At 46.6% G+C, this 19,731-nt stretch carries 29 protein-coding genes and 2 pseudogenes; 11 read left to right on the plus strand and 20 right to left on the minus strand.

The window, feature by feature from the left end; all coding sequences use genetic code 11:
- Window positions 1–13: 13 nt before the first annotated feature.
- The 5 genes from LJE12_RS06890 to LJE12_RS06910 all read left to right on the plus strand — a co-directional run bounded on the left by LJE12_RS06890 (window position 14) and on the right by LJE12_RS06910 (window position 2,637).
- Window positions 14–289, plus strand: a complete 276-nt coding sequence (locus LJE12_RS06890) for a hypothetical protein (RefSeq protein ID WP_008373818.1) — start codon at window positions 14–16, stop codon at window positions 287–289.
- A gap of 160 nt (window positions 290–449) precedes the next feature.
- A complete protein-coding gene (locus LJE12_RS06895; RefSeq protein ID WP_005333505.1) occupies window positions 450–869 on the plus strand; it encodes a DUF3268 family zinc-finger domain-containing protein in 420 nt (139 codons plus the stop codon).
- Between the two features lie 13 nt (window positions 870–882).
- Window positions 883–1,470 (plus strand): sigma-70 family RNA polymerase sigma factor, encoded by a 588-nt coding sequence (locus LJE12_RS06900; RefSeq protein WP_005333504.1) that lies wholly within the window; start codon window positions 883–885, stop codon window positions 1,468–1,470.
- Between the two features lie 20 nt (window positions 1,471–1,490).
- Window positions 1,491–2,177, plus strand: coding sequence for a hypothetical protein (locus tag LJE12_RS06905; RefSeq protein ID WP_005333502.1), 687 nt, complete (start codon window positions 1,491–1,493; stop codon window positions 2,175–2,177).
- 13 nt (window positions 2,178–2,190) lie between these two features.
- The gene (locus tag LJE12_RS06910) at window positions 2,191–2,637 is read left to right on the plus strand and encodes a hypothetical protein (protein WP_005333500.1); all 447 of its coding nucleotides are present in this window, start codon (window positions 2,191–2,193) and stop codon (window positions 2,635–2,637) included.
- Window positions 2,638–2,850: 213 nt separating this feature from the next.
- Here LJE12_RS06910 and LJE12_RS06915 read toward each other — a convergent pair.
- Window positions 2,851–3,507 (minus strand): annotated as a pseudogene (locus LJE12_RS06915) (DUF4368 domain-containing protein); the annotation flags it as partial.
- 291 nt (window positions 3,508–3,798) lie between these two features.
- Window positions 3,799–4,155, minus strand: a complete 357-nt coding sequence (locus tag LJE12_RS06920; protein WP_002584957.1) for a helix-turn-helix transcriptional regulator — start codon at window positions 4,153–4,155, stop codon at window positions 3,799–3,801.
- A gap of 398 nt (window positions 4,156–4,553) precedes the next feature.
- Here LJE12_RS06920 and LJE12_RS06925 point away from each other — a divergent pair, with 398 nt between their 5' ends.
- The 6 genes from LJE12_RS06925 to LJE12_RS06950 all read left to right on the plus strand — a co-directional run bounded on the left by LJE12_RS06925 (window position 4,554) and on the right by LJE12_RS06950 (window position 9,258).
- Complete coding sequence (locus tag LJE12_RS06925; protein ID WP_003431289.1) at window positions 4,554–4,739, plus strand: cysteine-rich KTR domain-containing protein; 186 nt, start codon at window positions 4,554–4,556, stop codon at window positions 4,737–4,739.
- A 16-nt stretch (window positions 4,740–4,755) separates the two neighbouring features.
- Window positions 4,756–5,742, plus strand: coding sequence for a 23S rRNA (adenine(2503)-C(2))-methyltransferase RlmN (gene rlmN, locus LJE12_RS06930; RefSeq protein ID WP_006774449.1), 987 nt, complete (start codon window positions 4,756–4,758; stop codon window positions 5,740–5,742).
- Between the two features lie 469 nt (window positions 5,743–6,211).
- Entirely contained in the window at window positions 6,212–6,649 is a 438-nt protein-coding gene (locus LJE12_RS06935) for a sigma-70 family RNA polymerase sigma factor (protein ID WP_002604474.1), read from the plus strand.
- A complete protein-coding gene (locus tag LJE12_RS06940) occupies window positions 6,633–6,875 on the plus strand; it encodes a helix-turn-helix domain-containing protein (RefSeq protein ID WP_002604473.1) in 243 nt (80 codons plus the stop codon). Before LJE12_RS06935 ends, LJE12_RS06940 begins: the two co-directional genes overlap by 17 nt.
- A 458-nt stretch (window positions 6,876–7,333) precedes the next feature.
- The gene (locus LJE12_RS06945; RefSeq protein WP_002604472.1) at window positions 7,334–7,507 is read left to right on the plus strand and encodes a transposon-encoded TnpW family protein; all 174 of its coding nucleotides are present in this window, start codon (window positions 7,334–7,336) and stop codon (window positions 7,505–7,507) included.
- A gap of 77 nt (window positions 7,508–7,584) precedes the next feature.
- On the plus strand, window positions 7,585–9,258 hold the full coding sequence (locus LJE12_RS06950) for a recombinase family protein (RefSeq protein ID WP_002604471.1): 1,674 nt from the start codon (window positions 7,585–7,587) through the stop codon (window positions 9,256–9,258).
- 7 nt (window positions 9,259–9,265) lie between these two features.
- Here the strand turns inward: LJE12_RS06950 and LJE12_RS06955 are convergent.
- The 18 genes and pseudogenes from LJE12_RS06955 to LJE12_RS07040 all read right to left on the minus strand — a co-directional run.
- A pseudogene (locus tag LJE12_RS06955) lies at window positions 9,266–9,448 on the minus strand (recombinase family protein); the annotation flags it as partial.
- Window positions 9,449–9,582: 134 nt separating this feature from the next.
- Window positions 9,583–9,774, minus strand: coding sequence for a transposon-encoded TnpW family protein (locus LJE12_RS06960; RefSeq protein WP_005946147.1), 192 nt, complete (start codon window positions 9,772–9,774; stop codon window positions 9,583–9,585).
- Between the two features lie 12 nt (window positions 9,775–9,786).
- The gene (locus LJE12_RS06965; RefSeq protein WP_008402238.1) at window positions 9,787–10,626 is read right to left on the minus strand and encodes an ATP-binding protein; all 840 of its coding nucleotides are present in this window, start codon (window positions 10,624–10,626) and stop codon (window positions 9,787–9,789) included.
- The gene (locus tag LJE12_RS06970) at window positions 10,623–11,363 is read right to left on the minus strand and encodes a phage replisome organizer N-terminal domain-containing protein (protein ID WP_044945867.1); all 741 of its coding nucleotides are present in this window, start codon (window positions 11,361–11,363) and stop codon (window positions 10,623–10,625) included. Before LJE12_RS06970 ends, LJE12_RS06965 begins: the two co-directional genes overlap by 4 nt.
- Window positions 11,353–11,547: a hypothetical protein gene (locus LJE12_RS06975; protein WP_006573562.1), complete on the minus strand. Its 195-nt coding sequence runs from the start codon at window positions 11,545–11,547 to the stop codon at window positions 11,353–11,355. Before LJE12_RS06975 ends, LJE12_RS06970 begins: the two co-directional genes overlap by 11 nt.
- Before the next feature lie 174 nt (window positions 11,548–11,721).
- Complete coding sequence (locus LJE12_RS06980; RefSeq protein WP_044945864.1) at window positions 11,722–13,341, minus strand: relaxase/mobilization nuclease domain-containing protein; 1,620 nt, start codon at window positions 13,339–13,341, stop codon at window positions 11,722–11,724.
- Window positions 13,313–13,711, minus strand: coding sequence for a plasmid mobilization protein (locus tag LJE12_RS06985; protein ID WP_040647222.1), 399 nt, complete (start codon window positions 13,709–13,711; stop codon window positions 13,313–13,315). The genes LJE12_RS06980 and LJE12_RS06985 overlap by 29 nt, the downstream gene beginning before the upstream one ends.
- Window positions 13,712–14,150: 439 nt before the next feature.
- Window positions 14,151–14,561: a hypothetical protein gene (locus tag LJE12_RS06990; protein WP_015527903.1), complete on the minus strand. Its 411-nt coding sequence runs from the start codon at window positions 14,559–14,561 to the stop codon at window positions 14,151–14,153.
- Between the two features lie 57 nt (window positions 14,562–14,618).
- Window positions 14,619–14,816 (minus strand): helix-turn-helix domain-containing protein, encoded by a 198-nt coding sequence (locus LJE12_RS06995; protein WP_005921293.1) that lies wholly within the window; start codon window positions 14,814–14,816, stop codon window positions 14,619–14,621.
- Window positions 14,794–15,252: an RNA polymerase sigma factor gene (locus tag LJE12_RS07000; protein ID WP_023921375.1), complete on the minus strand. Its 459-nt coding sequence runs from the start codon at window positions 15,250–15,252 to the stop codon at window positions 14,794–14,796. Before LJE12_RS07000 ends, LJE12_RS06995 begins: the two co-directional genes overlap by 23 nt.
- 158 nt (window positions 15,253–15,410) lie before the next feature.
- Complete coding sequence (locus tag LJE12_RS07005) at window positions 15,411–16,124, minus strand: zf-HC2 domain-containing protein (protein WP_008402227.1); 714 nt, start codon at window positions 16,122–16,124, stop codon at window positions 15,411–15,413.
- A complete protein-coding gene (locus tag LJE12_RS07010; RefSeq protein WP_008818014.1) occupies window positions 16,108–16,593 on the minus strand; it encodes an RNA polymerase sigma factor in 486 nt (161 codons plus the stop codon). Before LJE12_RS07010 ends, LJE12_RS07005 begins: the two co-directional genes overlap by 17 nt.
- Before the next feature lie 355 nt (window positions 16,594–16,948).
- Window positions 16,949–17,281 (minus strand): DUF5301 domain-containing protein, encoded by a 333-nt coding sequence (locus LJE12_RS07015; RefSeq protein WP_005333498.1) that lies wholly within the window; start codon window positions 17,279–17,281, stop codon window positions 16,949–16,951.
- Window positions 17,238–18,074, minus strand: coding sequence for an EcsC family protein (locus LJE12_RS07020; RefSeq protein ID WP_005333496.1), 837 nt, complete (start codon window positions 18,072–18,074; stop codon window positions 17,238–17,240). Before LJE12_RS07020 ends, LJE12_RS07015 begins: the two co-directional genes overlap by 44 nt.
- A gap of 1 nt (window position 18,075) precedes the next feature.
- Window positions 18,076–18,435: a YccF domain-containing protein gene (locus LJE12_RS07025; protein WP_005333494.1), complete on the minus strand. Its 360-nt coding sequence runs from the start codon at window positions 18,433–18,435 to the stop codon at window positions 18,076–18,078.
- A 3-nt stretch (window positions 18,436–18,438) separates the two neighbouring features.
- Complete coding sequence (locus LJE12_RS07030) at window positions 18,439–18,873, minus strand: hypothetical protein (protein ID WP_005333491.1); 435 nt, start codon at window positions 18,871–18,873, stop codon at window positions 18,439–18,441.
- A 229-nt stretch (window positions 18,874–19,102) separates the two neighbouring features.
- A complete protein-coding gene (locus tag LJE12_RS07035) occupies window positions 19,103–19,435 on the minus strand; it encodes a hypothetical protein (protein WP_005333489.1) in 333 nt (110 codons plus the stop codon).
- Window positions 19,436–19,438: 3 nt separating this feature from the next.
- Entirely contained in the window at window positions 19,439–19,729 is a 291-nt protein-coding gene (locus LJE12_RS07040) for a hypothetical protein (RefSeq protein WP_022415108.1), read from the minus strand.
- Between the last annotated feature and the right edge of the window lie 2 nt (window positions 19,730–19,731).

The raw sequence follows: 19,731 nt of genomic DNA on the forward strand, positions 1-19,731 counted from the left end.
GGAGGCACTGCCTATGTTAAACGTAATTTCAATCATCCAATGTATCGATCAGGTCTTTACGAACCTGATATTTATTCCCATGATTTTTGTCCTGTATGTGAAATTCCGTCCGAAAAAGCCATGGACCAGAAGGCGCAGGAACACTTACCTGCTCTGTCTGGTACTGATCAGCTTATTCCTGCTACGGATTTTCTGTGAGAAGTTCATCTTTACACCGGTTAATTATCCACGTTTCACAGACAGCGGCTTATTCCCGCTCATCCGAGCAATTTTCTATCCCGGCATCTGAAAAATGGGGATTCGTGCCATTTAGTCCGAATCTGGGATCAGTATCCGCTTGCGTCCTATGGGAATTCATCACCTGCTTACTTACAATATAAGTATACAGTACGTACTGGTTATTCACGTACACGTTACGTATCGTGTATGTACAAGCGAGGTGAAAACAGATGAAGAAACCAAAAATCATCCGCTGCCCTTACTGCGGCGGAACAGCAATATTAAGAGATGCATCCTTTGTATATGGAACGCATTCTCATGGCGGACAGGTTTATGTCTGCTCCCACTATCCATCCTGCAATTCCTATGTCGGGGTACATCCGGGAACCAAGATACCAAAAGGAACGCTCGCCAACCGGGAGCTTCGTCAAAAGCGGATTCAGGCACATCGAATTTTCGATCAGATCTGGCAACAGGGCATCCTTTCCAAACCGGAAGCATATCGCTGGGTGGCAGATAAGTTCTGTCTGACAGATAAGCAGGCTCACATCGGACAGTTCAGCAACTATATGTGCGACCAGCTCATTCGGGAATCCGCAGATGTTTTAAAGAACAACCATATTCCCTTCCGCCTCCGGGCAGCCAGCTGAAAGGCGGTGATTGATGATGACCTTACCACTAAATAAAAAGCAAAAACAACTGGTGGAAAAATCCATGGATCTGGTTCCGATCATGATTCGTTCCATGACCCGCACCGCTGCCTATGTAACTGAGGAAGAACAACAGGAATTATGTCAGATTGGATATCTGGCTTTGTGCCGGTCGGCTGTCGGATTTGAGGAAGGAAGATCATTCCAGCCTTATGCCAAAACTATCATCCGTCATGCCATCTTTGACTACTGGCGGAAAATTGCCCGTGACCGCTCCATGCTCTGTTCTCTGGACGAAGCATCATCTGAAGATGAACATCTCCATTATCGTGATTTGTTTTCCTACGAGGATACACAAACAACTCACCCGGAAAAGGACACAAACCAGACCTTGCTTCTTGAGCATTTAACCCAGCTTGGCACCGGACAGTCCTCAACTATTCAGAAGGGAATTGTAGCCCTCTATCTGCAACAGCAGGGATATACCAGCTTTGACTTGGCAAAACACTACCAAGTACCAGCCAATCGTGTACGGGCATGGCAGAGCAAAGCACGGAAACTATTACAGCAGGATGATGCACTCTATGCACTTCTGACTTAACCTTGAAGGAGGGAACTTTTATGCTGACACTTTATACTGCTGTCGGAACCTTAAAATTTCAAAAAACGACAGGCGGAAAATCCATTCCTCTTGTAATCAACGATGGACAAGAATATGGACTATCGGATGACGAGCTGCTGCTCTGGAGCTGTCTTGCCTTCCAGATTCTGACGCTCCATGAACTCCAGGATGCCTATACCCTGCGCCAGATACAGAAAGAAGGTCCGAAAGGCTTATCCTTCCAACACTATCTGAACCGACTTTCCTTACGCGGTCTGGTTGTAAGCGGAATTGGACTGACAGGGGTGGATGCCTTATATCGCCTTCTCGGCAGTCTGACCATTATTCCCTTGAAGGATACCTTTCCCATCCGGCTCTTTGGCTGCGTTCAGCTTTATCTGGAAGGAACTATTGGTGCAAAAGAGTTTGGCAGATATTTAAAGAAGAAACCCTCTTCACCGATGGAAGATACCATTCTGAAGCTGGCTGATAAGGTATCCCTCACGACCGCTGAGCTTGTCACAAGTATGGAGCAGGAAAAAGTAATCCACAACGAATCGGATATTATGGATGAGTTATACACAGAACCGGAGACAACTTACCAAACACTTGTGGATGATGTCCAGATTCACCATACCCAGTATCCAGTGCTGCAGGCTATTGCTAATTTGTACCTGAATAAACAAATCACATTTCATACATGTTAAAGGAAGGAACCTTATGCCAAAACCATTTTTCACAAAGCTGGTTGCCATCAGTGCAATCGGCTTTTTCTGTGTACTTTTTGGGTGCATCTTCGGGATCGCCACCCATGACCGGCTCTTTATCCTCATGAGCCTCCTCATCGGAATCTGCAGCATCCTGCGTGCACTCAGTTTCTACCACCTGATCCATACACATGCTTATCTGTCACTGGACGTAAGCTGCACGAAACGGGAACAGACACTCTTCGGGAAAAACCAGCAATATTGGTTTGCCAGTGATAACGGAAAGGAATACGCCTTCTCACTGGAAAAGAATATCAAACTCCTAGAGGGACATCGGTATCGGCTGTACTTCCGGAAACCACAGCAGGGAACAGGGCAATCGATGCCATGTGCCGGAGATATTCTCGGATATGAAGAACTCACCGATCAACTGCCGGAACTTCCGGATACATCCGTTTAGATAGAAAATGAGCCGCCCGTACTGCATCACCCCTACAGTTCTGGCGGCTCATTTTATTATAAATAACCTCTCTTATTTCTATCAAACAATAGTGTTTGTATCCGCTTCAATGCCATGAGCATTTGCTTATGTGTGATAAAGAAGTAATAGAAGTGTAAAAAATTTTGCCTTTCCTATCCGGTACTTGTCTTTGGTATCGGATAGGGCAGGCGGTCATTCGGGCAAGTCCACCTTGCCGACGAAAGAATAGTAAATCTCAATATCCTGTCTGCGTGTGCCATTTTCATCGTAGCTGCACTCATGCACAACGATTTTCTCTACAAACTCACGTAAGAGGGTGTGGGTCAGTTCTTCAAAGTTCATGTGCTTGCGGACAATGTTCATAAACTTTTCTGCGTTTACGGTAGCTTCCTGTGCTTTGGAAAGCTCCGCCTGTATTCTGGCAACACGCTCTTTCAATTCCTGCTGTTCGGCTTCATAGTCTGCCGAAAGCTCCGTGAAACGCTCGTCAGAAATGCGACCGCTTACGCTGTCCTCATACAGCCGCTTGAAAATAGCGGAAAGTTCACCGATACGCTTTTCGGCAGCTTCCAGTTCCTTTTTCTTGGCGGCGTTCCGGCGTTTGCCGCCGTCCTCGTTCTGCTCGATCAGCAGCTTCATAAACCGGGCTTCATACTTTGCCGCATAGCTCGTCACTTTCCGTAGATTGGAGAGAACGCCCGCAGTCAAAAGGTCGGTGCGGATAAAATGTGCGGTGCAGTCATGGGTGCGCTTTTTGTAGTTCCCGCAGATATAGCAGTCCTGTTTCCGCTTATCGGTCTGGTAACGCTGCTGATACATGACGCTGCCGCAGTCCGCGCAAAAGAGCATGGGAAGCTGCTTCATCTTCTCGTCGATCAGCCGCTTTTCTTCTTCCGTAACGTAAAACTTCATCTGTATATTTCTCTTTCGGTTTTCCATTTCCGCACCGCCTTTCGGTATAAGGGTTTGGGATTATCCCAACAAGCATTTTCCGCAAACGGGTACTCGTTTGCTGTGCTTGCTATCTACTCCATACCCCCACCGAAAGGCGGTATTTGTTGCGCGTTCCTTTGATTTTGGACGCAAAAAAAGATTGCAGCCGCCATGCGCTGCAATCTCCCGATTTCTCATATTGTGAGGTTAATCCTCTGCTTTTTCGACTTCCGTTATCTCCCTTGCTGTTGCGGTTACAATCCGTATGCCTTTATCGCTCATACCGTCCAGCAGCGCGTCAAGCTGCCGCCGCCCGGTGGATTTCTCCGCATTGCTGTTCGGGAAGAAAAATTGATCTACCGAAATATGATACCGGGTTACAAGGTCATAGAATACCTGTAAACTCGGCTGTTGTCCCTTGTTCTCGATATTCGCAAGGTAGCGCGGGGAAATATATAACTCGTCGCTTACCTTTTTGCGGCTCTCGCCGTATTCATTTCTCGCGGCTTTTATAGCTGCCCCGAAAGCCTTAAAGTCGTACAATGGTACGGGTCTTTTTGCCATTTTCATTCACCCTGTTACATTTTACAGTTCACCTTTCTTTTTGGATATGTCCACACAATTCATATCATTAGGTTAAATACTTCCTGTTGTGTATTGACAGTAGACTGATTTTCTGATAAAATAAAATTTATGTAAAAGGAGGCGGCGTTTATGTTGCATAGCATGCGTATTAGATAAGCATTGAAAAAAAGGATTTTCCCATTTTCAACATGGGCTTTTTTGTCATGCTTATTTTGCGGATGCTATACAAAAAACTAACGACGTATAGATATAGTATAGACATAGTGCAAGCTATGCCTTAGTTTTGTTGTACTGCTCTGTGCATTATAAATGCAGGTCAATGCTCATGTTGAGGATTGACCTGCATTTTTTTGTGTAAAAAGGACGAGTGAAATATAATGCTTAAAAAATATTGGATAAAATGTCCGATTTGTAACGGAAAGACGAGAGTTCAAGTATTTCATAATACTGTATTAAAAGATTTTCCTCTTTTCTGCCCTAAATGCAAATTGACGCATATCATTGATGTAGAAAAATTAGAGATTGTAATCAAAAATACAGAAAAACAAACTTTTATTATTTAGAAGAAAGGATATAAAAATGAAACGTTTACCTAAATATACGCCTGCGGAAGTACGGAATGATCCATACGGATTTACTTACAAAGAAATGTCGGAAGTTATTGGCGAGAATGAAGCAAAAGCCTTATATGAAGAATTATATAAGCAATTACCACGCAAAAAAAATCTATCAATGTTGGTAAAAAATATTTGCAAAAGCAGTGATACTGAAAAGTATGTTTACGAACTGAAAGACAACAAATACATTGAAACGGTTTTTATCAAGCGGCGAGATGGTGGAACTGTTTGCGTGAGCACACAAGTCGGTTGTCCTGTTGGTTGTATTTTTTGTGAGTCCGGGCGAAATGGCTTTGTTCGTAATCTAACATCGTCAGAAATCGTACAACAGATTATATTGTTGCGTCGAAAAGTAAACCGTATCGTTTTTATGGGTATGGGAGAGCCTTTATTCAATTATGACAACTTGATAAAAGCAATCCATATTCTCCGAGATAGATATGGGCTCAACTTTCCAACCGACGGCATTACCATATCAACAGTTGGTCCGGTCGATCAATTAAAAAAATTGCGCGAGGAACATCTTAAAATTCAGTTGACAATATCTTTACACGCAGCAACACAATCTGCAAGAAATCGTATTATTCCTCACATGCGCATATATGCTATTGAAGATGTTGTTAAGCAAGCCTTATCCTATTCTGAAAGGCATAATCGCAAAATTGTCTTTGCGTATTTGCTTTTACCGGGTATAAATGACCGGCCCTCAGATGTAAGACAACTTGCAAAATGGTTTCGGGGCAAAAAAGTTATGATTAACGTGTTACAATACAACCCAACAAGCAATTCAAGAATTAAAGCACCACAGAAACGGGAAATAGTTGCATTCAAACATCAATTAGAGCAAGCAGGACTTGAAGTTACTATGAGAGTTTCTCATGGCAGAGAGATTAACGCGGCTTGTGGACAGTTAGCTAACACATATAATAAATTCAAAAAAAATGATTAAAAGTGCCAGACGCATAGACGCAGAGCCGATAACGCATTAGGTCAAAAAACCTATGTGTTATCGGCTTTTTTATTTAATATTGCGCAAAAGCCGCTGTTCCCTATTATAGAATGGATTGCGGGTAGTGTATTAAAGTCGCCCTTTTTTAAGGATACGGCGGTATCGGGGAGGTATCGCCGTGTCCATTTTTATTTACTGTAACCCGCCTAATGCTTTGCGGTCAAAAAAAGCTATGCTCCGCAAGCGGGATATTCCGGCTATGAATGTGAACTGTCAATACATTTAGCTACTGCTTACATTTCCTTTGCGCCCGTCCGCGTCTTGCGGACGGGCGCATTTTGCTTTTTTCAACTTTTTTCTGAAAAGCGCACTCAAGAGCCATCTCCCGAACGGGTACGGAGCGAAAGGGGCAGAGAGGACAAGCCCTTAACTCCCGTCCTCTACTCCACGCGGGAAGGAGGTGAACTCTATGGAGCTATCTTCTTCCGACAAGGAAAGAATACAACATCAGTACGACGCATTAGCAAAGAAAACTTTGGTCGGCGAAGCGAAAAGCCACCGCCGCACTCTTGCGAAACGCGCAGCACGCGAAGTTACTTTTTCGGATTTGAGCGAAAGCGAACTCGCGCAGCTTTTCACAACGGACGAATACGAAAGCGATTATTTCCGTTTTCAAGTGTCCGGCTTTGATGTACTCGTCAAAAATGAACTGCTTGCCGAAGCCCTTAACGCTTTGCCCGAAAGGAAACGCGACATTATCCTTTTGTCCTACTTCTTGGATATGAGCGACGCGGAAATTGGCGAACTGCTGAATGTTGTACGCACGACGGTTTTCCGGCACAGGAAATCCGCGCTTGCGAAAATCAAACAGTATTTGGAGGGAAAAGCAGATGATGAATACCGTTAGGAAGTCTGAAAATCTGTTGCCGTTCCCTGTCATTTCCGCAGCGGCAAACGGCGACACAACCGCCATGTGCGCGATCTTGAAGCACTACGAGGGTTACATAGCGAAACTTTGTACCCGCACGCTGAAAGACGACGCGGGCAATACCTATTCCTATGTGGACGAGGAAATGCGTAACAGGCTGCAAGTGCGCCTTATTACCCGCACCCTTGCTTTTCATGTAGGATAATCTTTTAGCCCATGCGGGGAGCGTGTCCCCTTTCCACGCTTCCCGTTATGGGCTATTTGTCGTTCCGCAAAAGCATATCCGCTGTTGATGTGCTTTTGCAGGCCGACAAAGCCTATTGTTCTTTGACAAAGAAAGCGGCCTTTGGTGCGCAGCATAACAGGCAAACGGGTACATTCCGTCTGTACCGAGCCAGTCGGCGGGTACGCCATGACAGCTTTTCCCCATAGGGGAAAAGCCGAGCGAGAACTACCGCGCCGTAAAACAGGTTTAGCAGCTTGTGGGCGACGACATACAAGGCGGCACAATGATACTCCCGCGTTGAACACCCTCAAAGTATTGCGCGGCGCACCCATAAGCATGGGCCGGGGTGAAACTCCCGTGAGGTTGCAGCTAACAACCGCCCGTTTTTGCCTTTTGACGAATATAGTTTATCCATACAGGAAAAGGAGGTTTTTCTAATGGATAAAAAACAGACAATTACAACCGAACGCAAAATAGGGAAAATCACCTATCTTGTTCAAGCGTTGCCGAGTGAAAAGGCAACCGATACAATCCATAAAAAGATTGAGAAACTCATTGTAAAGGATTTGCAGAAAAAGCCCGGAAATCCGGGATTTTTAGCGTCCGAGTAGTGCATTAGGCGGCGGGATATGGTATAATGATAGCAACACATTATACCTGTTTATTCGGCTGTCGGAAAGGAGGACTAATGTTACAGTCGAATAAAATCACCGCCCTTTACTGCCGTTTAAGTCAAGAGGATATGCAAGCCGGAGAAAGCGGAAGCATACAGCACCAAAAAATGATACTTCAACGCTATGCGGACGAACACCATTTTTTGAACACAAAGTTTTTTGTGGACGACGGATTTTCCGGCGTGAGTTTTGAGCGCGAGGGGCTGCAAGCGATGTTGCAGGAAGTGGAAGCCGGACGAGTGGCGACGGTCATTACCAAAGACCTTTCCCGTCTTGGCAGAAACTATCTGAAAACGGGCGAACTCATAGAGATTGTATTTCCCGAAAACGGAGTACGCTATATCGCGATCAACGACGGAGTTGACACAGCGCGGGAGGATAACGAGTTTACCCCCTTGCGGAACTGGTTTAACGAGTTTTACGCCCGCGACACAAGCAAGAAAATCCGCGCAGTTAAACAGGCACAGGCGCAAAAAGGCGAGCGCGTCAACGGGGAATATCCATACGGCTATATCCCAGACCCGAACAACCGCCACCACCTTATACCCGACCCGGAAACCGCGCCGATTGTCAAACAGGTTTTCGCTATGTTTGTTAGCGGCGTGCGTATGTGCGAAATCCAAAAATGGCTTGCGGAAAACAAAGTCTTGACGATTGGAGCGTTGCGCTATCAGCGTACAGGACAGGCGCGGTATCAGCGGGCAATGATCGCCCCCTATACTTGGCCGGACAAAACGCTCTATGACATATTAGCAAGGCAGGAATATTTAGGGCATACCATAACCGCGAAAACTCACAAGGTATCCTACAAGTCGAAAAAGACCCGGAAGAACGAAGAAGAACAACGCTATTTCTTCCCAAACACCCATGAGCCGCTTGTTGACGAGGAAACCTTTGAACTTGCGCAAAAGCGGATTGCTACCCGCCACCGCCCGACAAAAGCAGCGGAGATTGATATTTTTTCCGGCTTGCTGTTTTGCGCTGGTTGCAGACATAAGATGTATTACCAACAGGGCGTAAATATCGAGCCGCGCAAGTTTTCCTATTCTTGCGGCGCATGGCGCAACAGGGCAAGGACAGGCAGCGAGTGTACCTCTCATTATATCCGCAAAAACGTACTTCTTGATTTAGTGCTGGAAGATATGCGGCGGGTTTTGCGGTATGTTAAGGAACACGAACAGGACTTTATCTGTAAAGCTACCGAGTACGGCGACATGGAAGCGAGAAAGGCATTAGCGCAGCAGCAAAAGGAACTTTTCAAAGCACAGGCGCGTATGACCGAACTTGACACGCTTTTCCGCAAGCTGTATGAGGACAACGCATTAGGCAGACTGACAGATGAACGGTTTGTGTTTCTAACTTCCGGCTATGAGGACGAAAAGAAATCCCTTGCCGCAAGGATAGACGAGTTACAACAGCAGATCGCAACCGTTACCGAGCGAAAAAGGGATATATCAAGGTTTATTCAGATTGTCGGGAAATACAGCGACATACAGGAATTGACCTATGAAAACGTCCATGAGTTTATCGACCGTATTTTGATACATGAATTAGACCGGGAAACCAACACCCGGAAAATCGAAATCCATTATAGCTTTGTCGGACAGGTTGATACCGAGCAGGAGCCGACGCAAGTTGTCAACCATGACCGCCGCAACATGGTAGATGTAAAAAGTATCGCTATCTAACCCCAGCAAAGTTCGCACCAGAATAGCCATCGTCCGTGTACCAGCGCAGATTGGAAAAGCCGTTCTGCTTTGCGTAGGTTTCAAGGATACGCTTCTGGTTGGAAATGGAATTACTTTCGCCTTGCAGCTCGTCCTCATGGGATAGTCTTGGATAAAGGGCAGTGATTTTCTGGGTGGTCTGTCTTAACATAAAATCCTCCGTTTCCGACAGCCAGCCCCACTATTCCGTATTTCGATTATACCACATGGGGCGGCTGTCTGTATAGCGGCTTCTGCTTCTTTACCGCCCGGTAAAATGACGATTTTTCTGTGCGGCTTGTAGCGTTAGGGCGAAAGCTGGGCTTTGTGTCCTGCGGCGGCTTCCGCCTCCAGCACTTTCATCATCTTATCGGCTGCTGTGTCGGTGGTATCTTTTTTGAAAAAGCCGGAAACGACAAGGACGGTGTTGCCCATGCGGATCTCTGTCACGCAGTCCGGGCGGCGTTCCGGGGTGGTGTTCTGCTTGTTCTCTGCCATAGGCAACTCCTTTCATTTCATCAATTCTTTTAGTCTGTTCAGCTTGGCTTGCGCCGTTTCACGGCGGAAGTTCTCTCCCGTAAAGAGGATAGGGGCGCACATTTCCAAAAGGCGGTCATAAATCCGGGCATGGGCGGTGTCCAGCGGATTTTGCAGGCTGTCCAATGTCAGATTGGTGGTAACGATTAAGGGCTTGCGGCTGCGGTAGCGGCTGTCAATCACATTGTAGACCTGTTCTAAACCGTACTCTGTGCCGCGCTCCATTCCAAAATCATCAATGATAAGCAGAGGAAAACGGCAAAGACGCTCGATATACTCGTTGCGCCCCTCAAAGCTGGCGGTCAGGTCATTCAAAATCGCAGAGAAGTTCGTCATGCGGACAGCGACTTCCTGCTCCATGAGGGCATTAGCGATACACCCGGCAAAATAGCTTTTTCCTGTGCCGACCTTGCCCCATAGCAGATAGCCGATATTTTCCTCGCGCATGATTTCCCAATGCTCCACATAGAAGTGTGCAATCTCCATTTGCGGGCATTTCCCGTTGTCGTTGGCGAAAGTCCATTCCTGCATGGTAGGATTGGTAAATCCCCGGCGTTTCAAGTCCTCCACGGTGTCAAGGTGCTTTCTGCGCTGTTCGGCGGCTTCACGCTCCAAACGCTGGGCTTTCTGGCAGTCACATTCTGCCGGGTGGCGGTCACGCCCAAACAGGGCGGCTTGCTTTTCCGGGAAGTAGGCTTCTTTCGGAGTGTGACACTTGCCGCAGTAAAGCAGTCCGTCCTCGCCCGTGTAGTCCTCCGGCTGTGGGGTAACAGCCGCCATATTCAAAACTCGTTCTGTAAACAGATTACTCATAAGCTCTCGCCCTCCTTGCAGGCGTATTCGGGTATGCCCTGTTTCGGGGCAGCCTTTGCGGTATCGTCTGCCGCCCATCTGCGGATAGTGGCGGCGTGGTTTTTATATTTCTTGCCCGTGGACGCGATATAGCCGGAAAGCCGCTCAATGTAGTACGCCCATTTTTCGGGCAGCTCCGCTTGCAGTTCGGAAAGCTCCGTATCAGTCAGAAATACATTCTCATATCTGCCATAGCTGCGGGCGATGGCTTGTCCCTTTAACTCTCCCTCTTTTTCTAACTCTATATCTATCTCTTTCTTTATCTCTATCTCTGGTGGACGAATGTCGGACAAATGTCCGCCATTTGTCCGCGGCGGCAAAAGTGCCTTATTTTCAAGCCTTGCGGCGCGTTTCCGTTCCGCTTCGGTAGAGGATTGACCGATCATCAGCTCGATGTCGGTCATATAAAGCAGCCCGCAGTCAAGCTGCTCCACAAGCCCTAACTGCTGGAAGATGGCTAATGCCCGTTCCACCGTCCCGATTTGGTGACGGGTCAGCGTGGCTATCATCTGGGCGGTATAGGGGATATGCTCGTCAAGCTGCAATCTGCCGCCATTTTTCAGCGATTTTAAGTACAGCTTCAAGAGGATATTGGAATACAAAATCCCGTCTTTCATGTCCTCCAACAGCACAATGGAATCGCTGTCGAAGAAGTTTTCTTTCAGTTTGAGGTAGTAATATTTGCGGTTATCTGCCATTGGCGGTGTCCTCCCTGTGTTTCCATCTCTTAGAGAAATACCGGGGGCAGAGGACGATAATCGCCCGGAAGCTCTGCTTGCAGCCGTGTGTGCAGCCCCGGCAAAGGTCATTGTAGGTAATACGGTTTCGGTGGTTGAGGAAAAAGCTCCATTCCAACCGCCGCTTTTTGCTCATGCGTGGCATTTCTCGCTCCTTTCTGCCGTTTCCGCTGGTATAAGCGGATAGGTCGGTAAAAATGTAGTTTCTCGGTGTCATTTTCGGGGATTTCCTGCGCTGTGCACCCCGTTTCAAAGGTGGGCAGTATTGCGGATAGGGTGCAGGGCATATCCCCGTTTTGGTATCGTTTCGGGGCGGTTTTTAACGCTCATGTTCGTGCTTTTTCTCTCTGTCTTTCTCGCCTTGCAGGATTTGAGAAAGATTGCTTTTCACGGTATGCAGCTCCTTGACACGGGCTCTTTTCTCCCGGTATTCGTTGTAATGGGCGTTCTTTTCGGCGGTAAGCCGCTCGATTTCCGCTTGCAGGGCTTTATGGCTTGGCAGCTTGGAAACGCCATGCGCCCGAAAATAACGGGTGGCTGCGTCCGCTATGATAAAATCGCTTTCGTGCCGTTCCCGGTAGGCGCTGCGGGCTTTTTCCGTTTTCTGCGCTTTCAGACCGTCACGGGCAGGCTTGGTCTTGGCATAGGCAAGCACCTGTGTCTGAAGCTCCTTTTTCTCCCGGATAGCAGCGTCCAGGGCTTTCAGCTTGGCGGTGCTGTCCTGTAAATCCGCATTGGCGGATACAAGGGCTGCGTCCAGCTCCTCCGGCGAATAGCCGTACTGCCCGTAGGCGGCAACGGTAGCCGCCATTTGTTTCAGATTGTGGACTGCCGCCCAGCAATCATAGCCCGCGCCCTTTCCCTCCGCTCGCTTCGCTGCCCGGTCAACCATGCGCTGAATACCGTCCTTTTCCGGGGTGGTTTGGACAGCTTTTTTGCCCTGCAAACGCTCCCTTATGTTGCGGGGGTATTCGGGTACGGTTGCGGTCTGCTCGGCGGCTCTGTGGGCGTTCTGTTCCAAAAGGGCAAGAACGGCAGCGCGGTCAAAATCATCTCCCAGCTTGCGGGCGGTAATGGGCTTTGTCCTGTCCGGCGTGAGGTAGGATAGCCGCCCTCGGCTCTCCTTGACAGTCACGCCCTGTTGCAAGAGAACGGCGGCGAACTCGCCATAGCTTGCGGCAGAGGACAGCGCGGTGCGTATGGTCTGCCGCAATTTTTCCTTGTCTGTTTCAAACTTCGTGGGCTTGGCTGGCTGCTCCTCGGCTGGCAAGGCAGCAGCTTCCTTGTCCAGCTTTGCCTGCCCTTTCCGCTGCGCCCAATACTCACGCTCGGTAATGCGGTTTTTGCTGCCATGCAAAAGGTCGATTTGATAGAGATTTTCCCGGTGGCACAGCTCCATGACTTCGGCTTTGAAGTATTCCATCGCCGCGTCTGTGCAGCGGTGTTTGCACCCGGTGCGGGTGTCTGCCGGTCTGTCCATGTAAGGCAGGAACGGAACTTCCTCTATCCGCAGAGAATTGATAACGATATGCACATGGATATTGCCGCTGTGGTTGTGTCCGTCCGGGTGGGTGCAGACAATGGCTTGGTGTCCGGGAAACTGCTTCCGGCAAAATTCCTCGCCCAACGCCTGCGCCCGGTCTACGGTCAAACCGTTGTCCACCGCGTCCCGTGGGTCAAAGCTGATAATGTAGTGGTGGCTTTTTACATCTTCCCGCTTCTGGTTCTTCCCATAGCGGAGATTGGAGCGCATACAGGCAACGGCAAAATCCTCGTCGCCGCAGTTCAGCGTGGCTATTCGATAGTCCTCCCTGAGCATGAGCCGCCCGTTTTCATCAAGGGTGGGCTTCATGGTAAACTCGTCATGTTCAAAGGTGAGGTACTGCTCGGCTGCGCCATAATCCGCATTTTTAGAGCTGATATGTTTGAATGTTGCCAACAGCGTCACCTACCTTTCGCAGGACTTCAAACTTCAAGGCAGCAAGGTCAGAAATGGCGGCGCGGACTTCAACGGACAGGGCGTTGTATGGTGTGCCGTACTCGTTGAGGGCGCGGGCAATCTGATTGAGGTTGCCACCGATTTTTCCGTATTCGGCGGTCAGCCTGCCAACGGCGGACAACAGTTCATCATTGACCGGGGAAACGGTAACGATGGGGCGAATGGTCGCCCGTGTAATGGCTTGCCGGATAAATTCGGCTTGGCTCATGTCATAGTGTTTCAGCCGCTCGGTAAAGTCGGCGTATTCTTCCTCGGTCATGCGGGTTTTGACCACATGGCAGCGGTGGGGTGTGTTGTATTTTTTCTTCAAGCGTTGACCTCCTTTCTCGCCCGACAGGGCGCATGAGCAGGGTTTGGGGAAGGCACTCCCCAACAAGATTTACCAAAGGGGCAAAACCGCAGATATGCGGATTTTGGCACCGTGGTAGAATCTTGCTCTAAAAAACTACCGCTTTCCTCGGCGGCTCTGGTTTGCGGATATACTGGCTTGCTCCACCAATATAGCGATTGCGGCGGCGTGTTCTGCCCGCTGTTCACCACTACAACGGTGAAAAGGGGGCGTTTTGGCAAACGCAGCGAAAATTTTTTTATTTTCCCTGTCTGCTCCCTACAACAATCCGGCGGTGTGGTTTGCCAAAGATTTTTGAAAATGGGCGCAAAAAAAGCAGTAAACCTTTTCAAGATTTACTGCTTATCTGCCGCTGTGATGGGCGGCGGTATTAAATTGTCAGCCGTTTTTCAAATGGAATTTATCTGCAATCGCTTTCTTTCCGCTTTCCAATTCCTTTTCTGTAATCTTCCATAATCCTAACGCAATGATCTGCTATCTTTTGCATTCCGAGTTCTTCAAAAAAGGCAATTTGTATTTTCATCAGTTCTTCACAAACAGTCAACTTCTGCTCATCCATATTGCTAATAGCAAGCCATGGGAACGCTTTATATTTCTTAGTGTCCCCAATGAGAAAATTGTACCCTATCAACTCATTTTCACGGAAAACGAAATAGAATTGTGGGCCTGAACCTGGAACTGACTTTTCCATAATTTGCTGCATTGTTCTCACGCCGCCGTATGCCGGAAAAAAACCTATTCGCTCAAGAGCATTTAATATGTCAATCCTTTTATCTGTGGGTATGTCTCTATAATTGATAATCTGTTCCATTTGCTCTACCCTCATTGAAGTTTAATTTGTCAGGCTCTAATTATACAACTTTTCTGTTTAGCGGTCAAAGCGGAACTTCAACAGGCTTTCTATCAGTTGCCTGACGATATGCTCCTGCATATCCGTGTTAATCTGTCCGTCCATTTTCGCACAAGAGCGGACATATCCCGCATAATGGGATAGGACGGCGGCAACAGCTTCCGGGTCGCCCTCGCTTGCCTTAACGATTGTCTCATAGGGAAGTAGCTGGCTCATAGGACAAACCCTCCAACTCTGCCCGTAGCCGCCGTAAAATCATCTGAATACGCCGCCCGGTTGTGTTGCCAGCCCGTCCATATCTCCGTCCAATCTCCCTATGCGTCAATCGTTGGAAGTAGTACAAGAAAATGATTTCCTGTTCCATCTGTGATAGTGCGGACAGGGCTGCGGCAAGCTCTGGACTTTCCAAAAGCACCATCTGACCACAGACGAAAAGCGGATAGCTGGTCATGCCGGATTGCTCCGCAAAGTATTTATCTGTGGTACTGAATGGATAGTGTTTTTCTTCTATCAGATATTCAAGCGAGATTTCCCGCTTGCGGCGGCTCCGTATGCTCCGGGCTGCGTCTATGGCAGCGTGGCGAATAACAGTCTTGCAAAAGGCATCGTGTGTATGCCGGATATGTTCTTGATACTTTTCGTGTTCGGTCATGGAAAATCCCCCTTTCTGAATAATGGCAGAGGGCGGCAGCATCTTGTGCTGTCGCCCTCTTGATTACCGAACAGCAAAGACGGGCGGGGCTGTCAACGGCGGCGCATTTGCGCCGTTCATCTTGACCGTTGACAGGCTCGGCTGGGTTTGCTATCTGCTCACGGCAATTCACTCTCATTGATAGGAATTGCCTCAAGTTCCGTATTCAAATTGTTCCAATAAGAGCCGATATCCGCACTTGTGAAATACTTAAAACCGCCTGCTGCTGACTTCAATTCGCCGTTTTTAACCCCATAGCAGGCGTAAATCAAATCGTAGCTTGTTCCATCTGAGAGGTTAAATCTAAAGCTGGTCACATCTGCTCCGGCAGTTTCCTCAGTCGTTTTGTCTTTTAGGGATAAGCCCTTGAACTTATCATACAGGGTCTTTATATCATTTTCAGCAACAACTACTTTCTTTTCTGCTGATGCAGGCACTCCGTCATAGTGGTACATTTCAACGTTTTCGACATCTTCAACCTCAAATGGGAAGTCGATTTTGACAGGCTCATAAGCAATGTTTATAGGTAACAGAAAGAGAGCTGTAAAAATTGCAATGATACAAAGAGCGATGGAAACGAGAACAGCAATCGTTATCTTTTTTCTGCCTCTCTGCTTTTCTTTTGCCTCATGGCGCATAATAACGCTTTCGCTTTCTTCGTGAAGAACATCTTCGCTCGTGTGAGAAAGCAATTTCTGATAAATTGCGTTACAGTCAGCACAGGCGTTCAAATGCTCTTTTACCATCTCTGCGCTTGCTTCGCTGCAAGCATCGTCAACATACAGCGGAAGAATATCTCGAACAATATCGCATTGTTTACTCATGCTTTTCATCCATCCTTTCTTGAATTTTTAGCTTTGCACGATGATAAGTAACTCTCGCCCATGATTCTGTTTTTCCAAAAATTGCAGCGATTTGTGAAAAAGATAGTTCCCCGAATACGCGAAGCTGAAAGACTTCTTTGTATGGTTCTTCCAAACGGTGAAGAACGAGGTGTATGCGGAACGCCATGTCAGAATCTGCAACTGAGTTCTCAACATTTTCATTTGATGGCAAGTCATTGATTTCACTCACATCAGCTACTCGCTGACGGCTTCGCATTTCATCATGGTAAAGATTTTTTGCTATGGAGCAGAGCCATGTCAATTCATCTGACTTACCTTTGAATTGTGATGTTGTAGAAACAGCCTTATAGAATGTGTTCTGCGTGATTTCCTCTGCTATCTCACGATTTTTGGCAAGAGAAATAGTATACGAGTATACCTGTAAATAGTAGGCTTTATAGAGTTTTTCATAGTCCATACTTGTCATCACCTCCTTCAGCTTCATAGGTTAGACGGAGAAATCGGAATTTCGTTACAAAGAAGTTTGAAATTTTTATACCTTTACGCTACTCTTGCTTTGTGCGGACTATTGGTAGACGCGCATTAACGGCAAGTAAAGAGATTGCTGTGTCAGCTTGATATGTTCAAATGCTAATTAAGTATAGCATACAGCTATGAATTTTTCTATTGCGTTCCCCTGACTTCGGAATAGTGGCAGGGCTGGCTATCCTTGTTTTGCTTTGTGCTTCTCTACCGTACATGAGCATTTGCTCCGGGAATGTCTTAGTTAAACTTGAAAGAATTAGATTTTCATTCTCATTACACAAATATTATTAGATAACCAATTCAGAAATATCAATGCTCGTTTTATAGTTTTGTTTTACTCCGCCAGGAGAAGTAATAAAAATCGTAGCATATTCCCCATTTTCATAAAGGGTAATTTCTTTTATATCTTTTTCTTCATCTTGGTTCGTAGTATCGCAATAAAATTTTATGGTATATTTAGGGTTCATACCTATGCTTTTTTCTGTCTCTTTCCATGATTTTATATTTAAAGCAGAAATAACCTTGTCTATATTATGCTTATCATCATACTTTACCAGCAATTCCTTATTTGCGGCATCATATATCTCTATAACTTTTACACCTTTTACATAATTGTCCATTCTCTGCCTTTTTCCGCCCCGCCAGATACCTGTGCCGGTATTTCAGCTCTGCATACTCTGTGATCCGTTTCATGTAGACTGCATCATAAGCTCCGCCTACAGCACCAACCACCGGAATTCCCTGTAAGAACTTCATATACAGAAGCTCTTTTGACAAAGCTCCCGCCGTTTGTTCGATCTGCTCCTTATCCTGATACTCTTCCGGCAGTATTCCGTTTCTGATAAATTCATTTACTTTCCCGTCAATCTCACAAAGTGTATCCCCATAGGATACTGCTCCCCGGATCAATAATAAGATAAAATATTTTTCTTCCCTGCTTTCATAGCTGTATCCATACTGCAGAGCAGTCTCATAAATATTCTTTAAAATCATCCCTGTAAATACCGGAATATCCGGCAGACCGATTCCCAATACGCCCATCCCGATTCCAGACACACCGGATAGCAGTAAATTCTTTGTTCCCGTATCTCTTGCCTTTTTAGAAAAAGAGCGGAGGGATTTGGAATTCTGCTTTACATCCGCCATATACTGCCGCACCTGATAATCCTGCTCCAGTTTTGTCCGCTGATACGTCTTTTCAATAACCCCGGTTCCTTTCTCGAAAATCAGAGCAAATGCCTTCGCAAAAGCGGTATCCAATGTTTTCTGAAGTTTCGGCGGTATCTTTTCCTCCAGTTTCTGATTCAGAATGCTCTCCCTTTTCTCTGAACGCTTCTGAAGGAATCTCTGCTCCTGTACTTCCAGCTTTTCCCACTCCTTCTGAAGCGGTGTCCTTTTATCAAATAATCGCATCTTAATACACCTCCGCACCAAACGGCATCAATGCCAGTTTCGCCAGTTTAAACTGCTGTAAACCAAACGGGATTCCGATAATCGTCACACATAAAGCTGTACCCAACGCCAGATGCTCCAGTGCAAGAGGCAGACCGGATACAATCAGCCAGATGATATTCAAAAGGAACGAACCAGCTCCGCCACCATACTGCACCTCTTTTCCAAAGGGGAAAAAACTAAGCGCCGCAAATTTAAAACACTGCATCCCCACCGGAATCCCCACAACGGTAATACACCAGAGACAACCTGCCAGACACCAGCTCAGCCCACTGACTGCGCCGCCAAACACAAACCACAACACATTTCCCAGGCATCCCATATGCTACACCTCCCCATTCATCCGATTTTTCACATCAGCAAGTATCTTTTCTATCCGGTTGATGGCATCATCCACCTGTTCTCTTGCATCTGCAATCTTGCTCTGCACCATATAATCTGCCACCAGCCCGTCCAGAAAGAAATCCGCAAAGGAAAGGAAGCTGCCGATTTCCATGCGCAGATCCAAGGAAACCTGCACATCTCTTAATTCTCTCTGAAAACGCTGAATATCGCTTTTCGCCTGTTCCATCAACGCAGCTGCGTCATTCATTTTAGAATGCTTCACAAAGTCACTGATAAAGCCTCCTCCAAGCATATCAAAAATGCCCCAGTTTCTCGCACTTCCCAACTTATCCCTTGCTGCGTAAAGGCTCTGAAGCGCCCGCTCCCCTGCCTGTACTGCTTCCTGCATTTCCCGTTTCATCATTTCGTTACTCATCGTTTATCCTCTCTTTCTTTTTAGCAGACTATTGCGGCAGATTTTCTATATTTCATAATAAAAAAAGACTCCTATCATGACCTCTGCCACAATAAAAGTCTTGCTATCTCATTTGCTACGGGTATCTCTCGATACCGGTTGTCGGTTACAAAACCACCTCTTTCAAGGCGTTCAGCTACTCCCTTTTTTGCTTGAGATGAATATAACATATTGGAAATAATTTGTCAAATCATGCATTTTTCTTTTCCAACCGTTCCGCTTCTCTGGCAAATACATGCGAGATATCAAACAGTTCCGGTACATCTGATATGGTACACACATTCACACAATAATTGAGCCATGGAAATTCTTTTGTCATCTGATAAATAACTGCCATGGCTTTTGCTTCTGACATTGCTTCCACCGAATGATATCCCGATCCCTGAATATGCTCAAATCCGTTTGCTTCAAAAAAGTCCCTTACATCCGCATATGCATTATGCCAGTCACCTTTCGGATAATATTCCTTTAGTGCTTGTGTATTCAGGTCAAAATTGATGCCTTTCCTCTGTAAGCTGTCCATCTGTTAGTTCCTTATAAAGTCTGTAATCAGGTTCTCCTTTTCTGTTCCGTTATACCAGAAACACTCTAACAAATTCTCTGCAATTCCTACGGAGTTTTTCAACTGAAAGATTGCTGCCCAGAATCTTCCATAGTCCTGCTTGCGTCCCCGGTCAAGATAAATCCTGCTTCCAAGGGCTTTGACTGCACAGCTTAAATCCTCCTGCTCAAAAATCTGATCTGCCTGTTCACACATCTGATTTACCGTTTCCGGAGCGAGCTTGCTTGTATCAAATTTAAGTTCTACTTTATACATTA

The organism is Blautia sp. DFI.6.71 (genome assembly GCF_020593585.1).
Taxonomy (GTDB): Bacteria; Bacillota; Clostridia; order Lachnospirales; family Lachnospiraceae; genus Blautia_A; species Blautia_A wexlerae.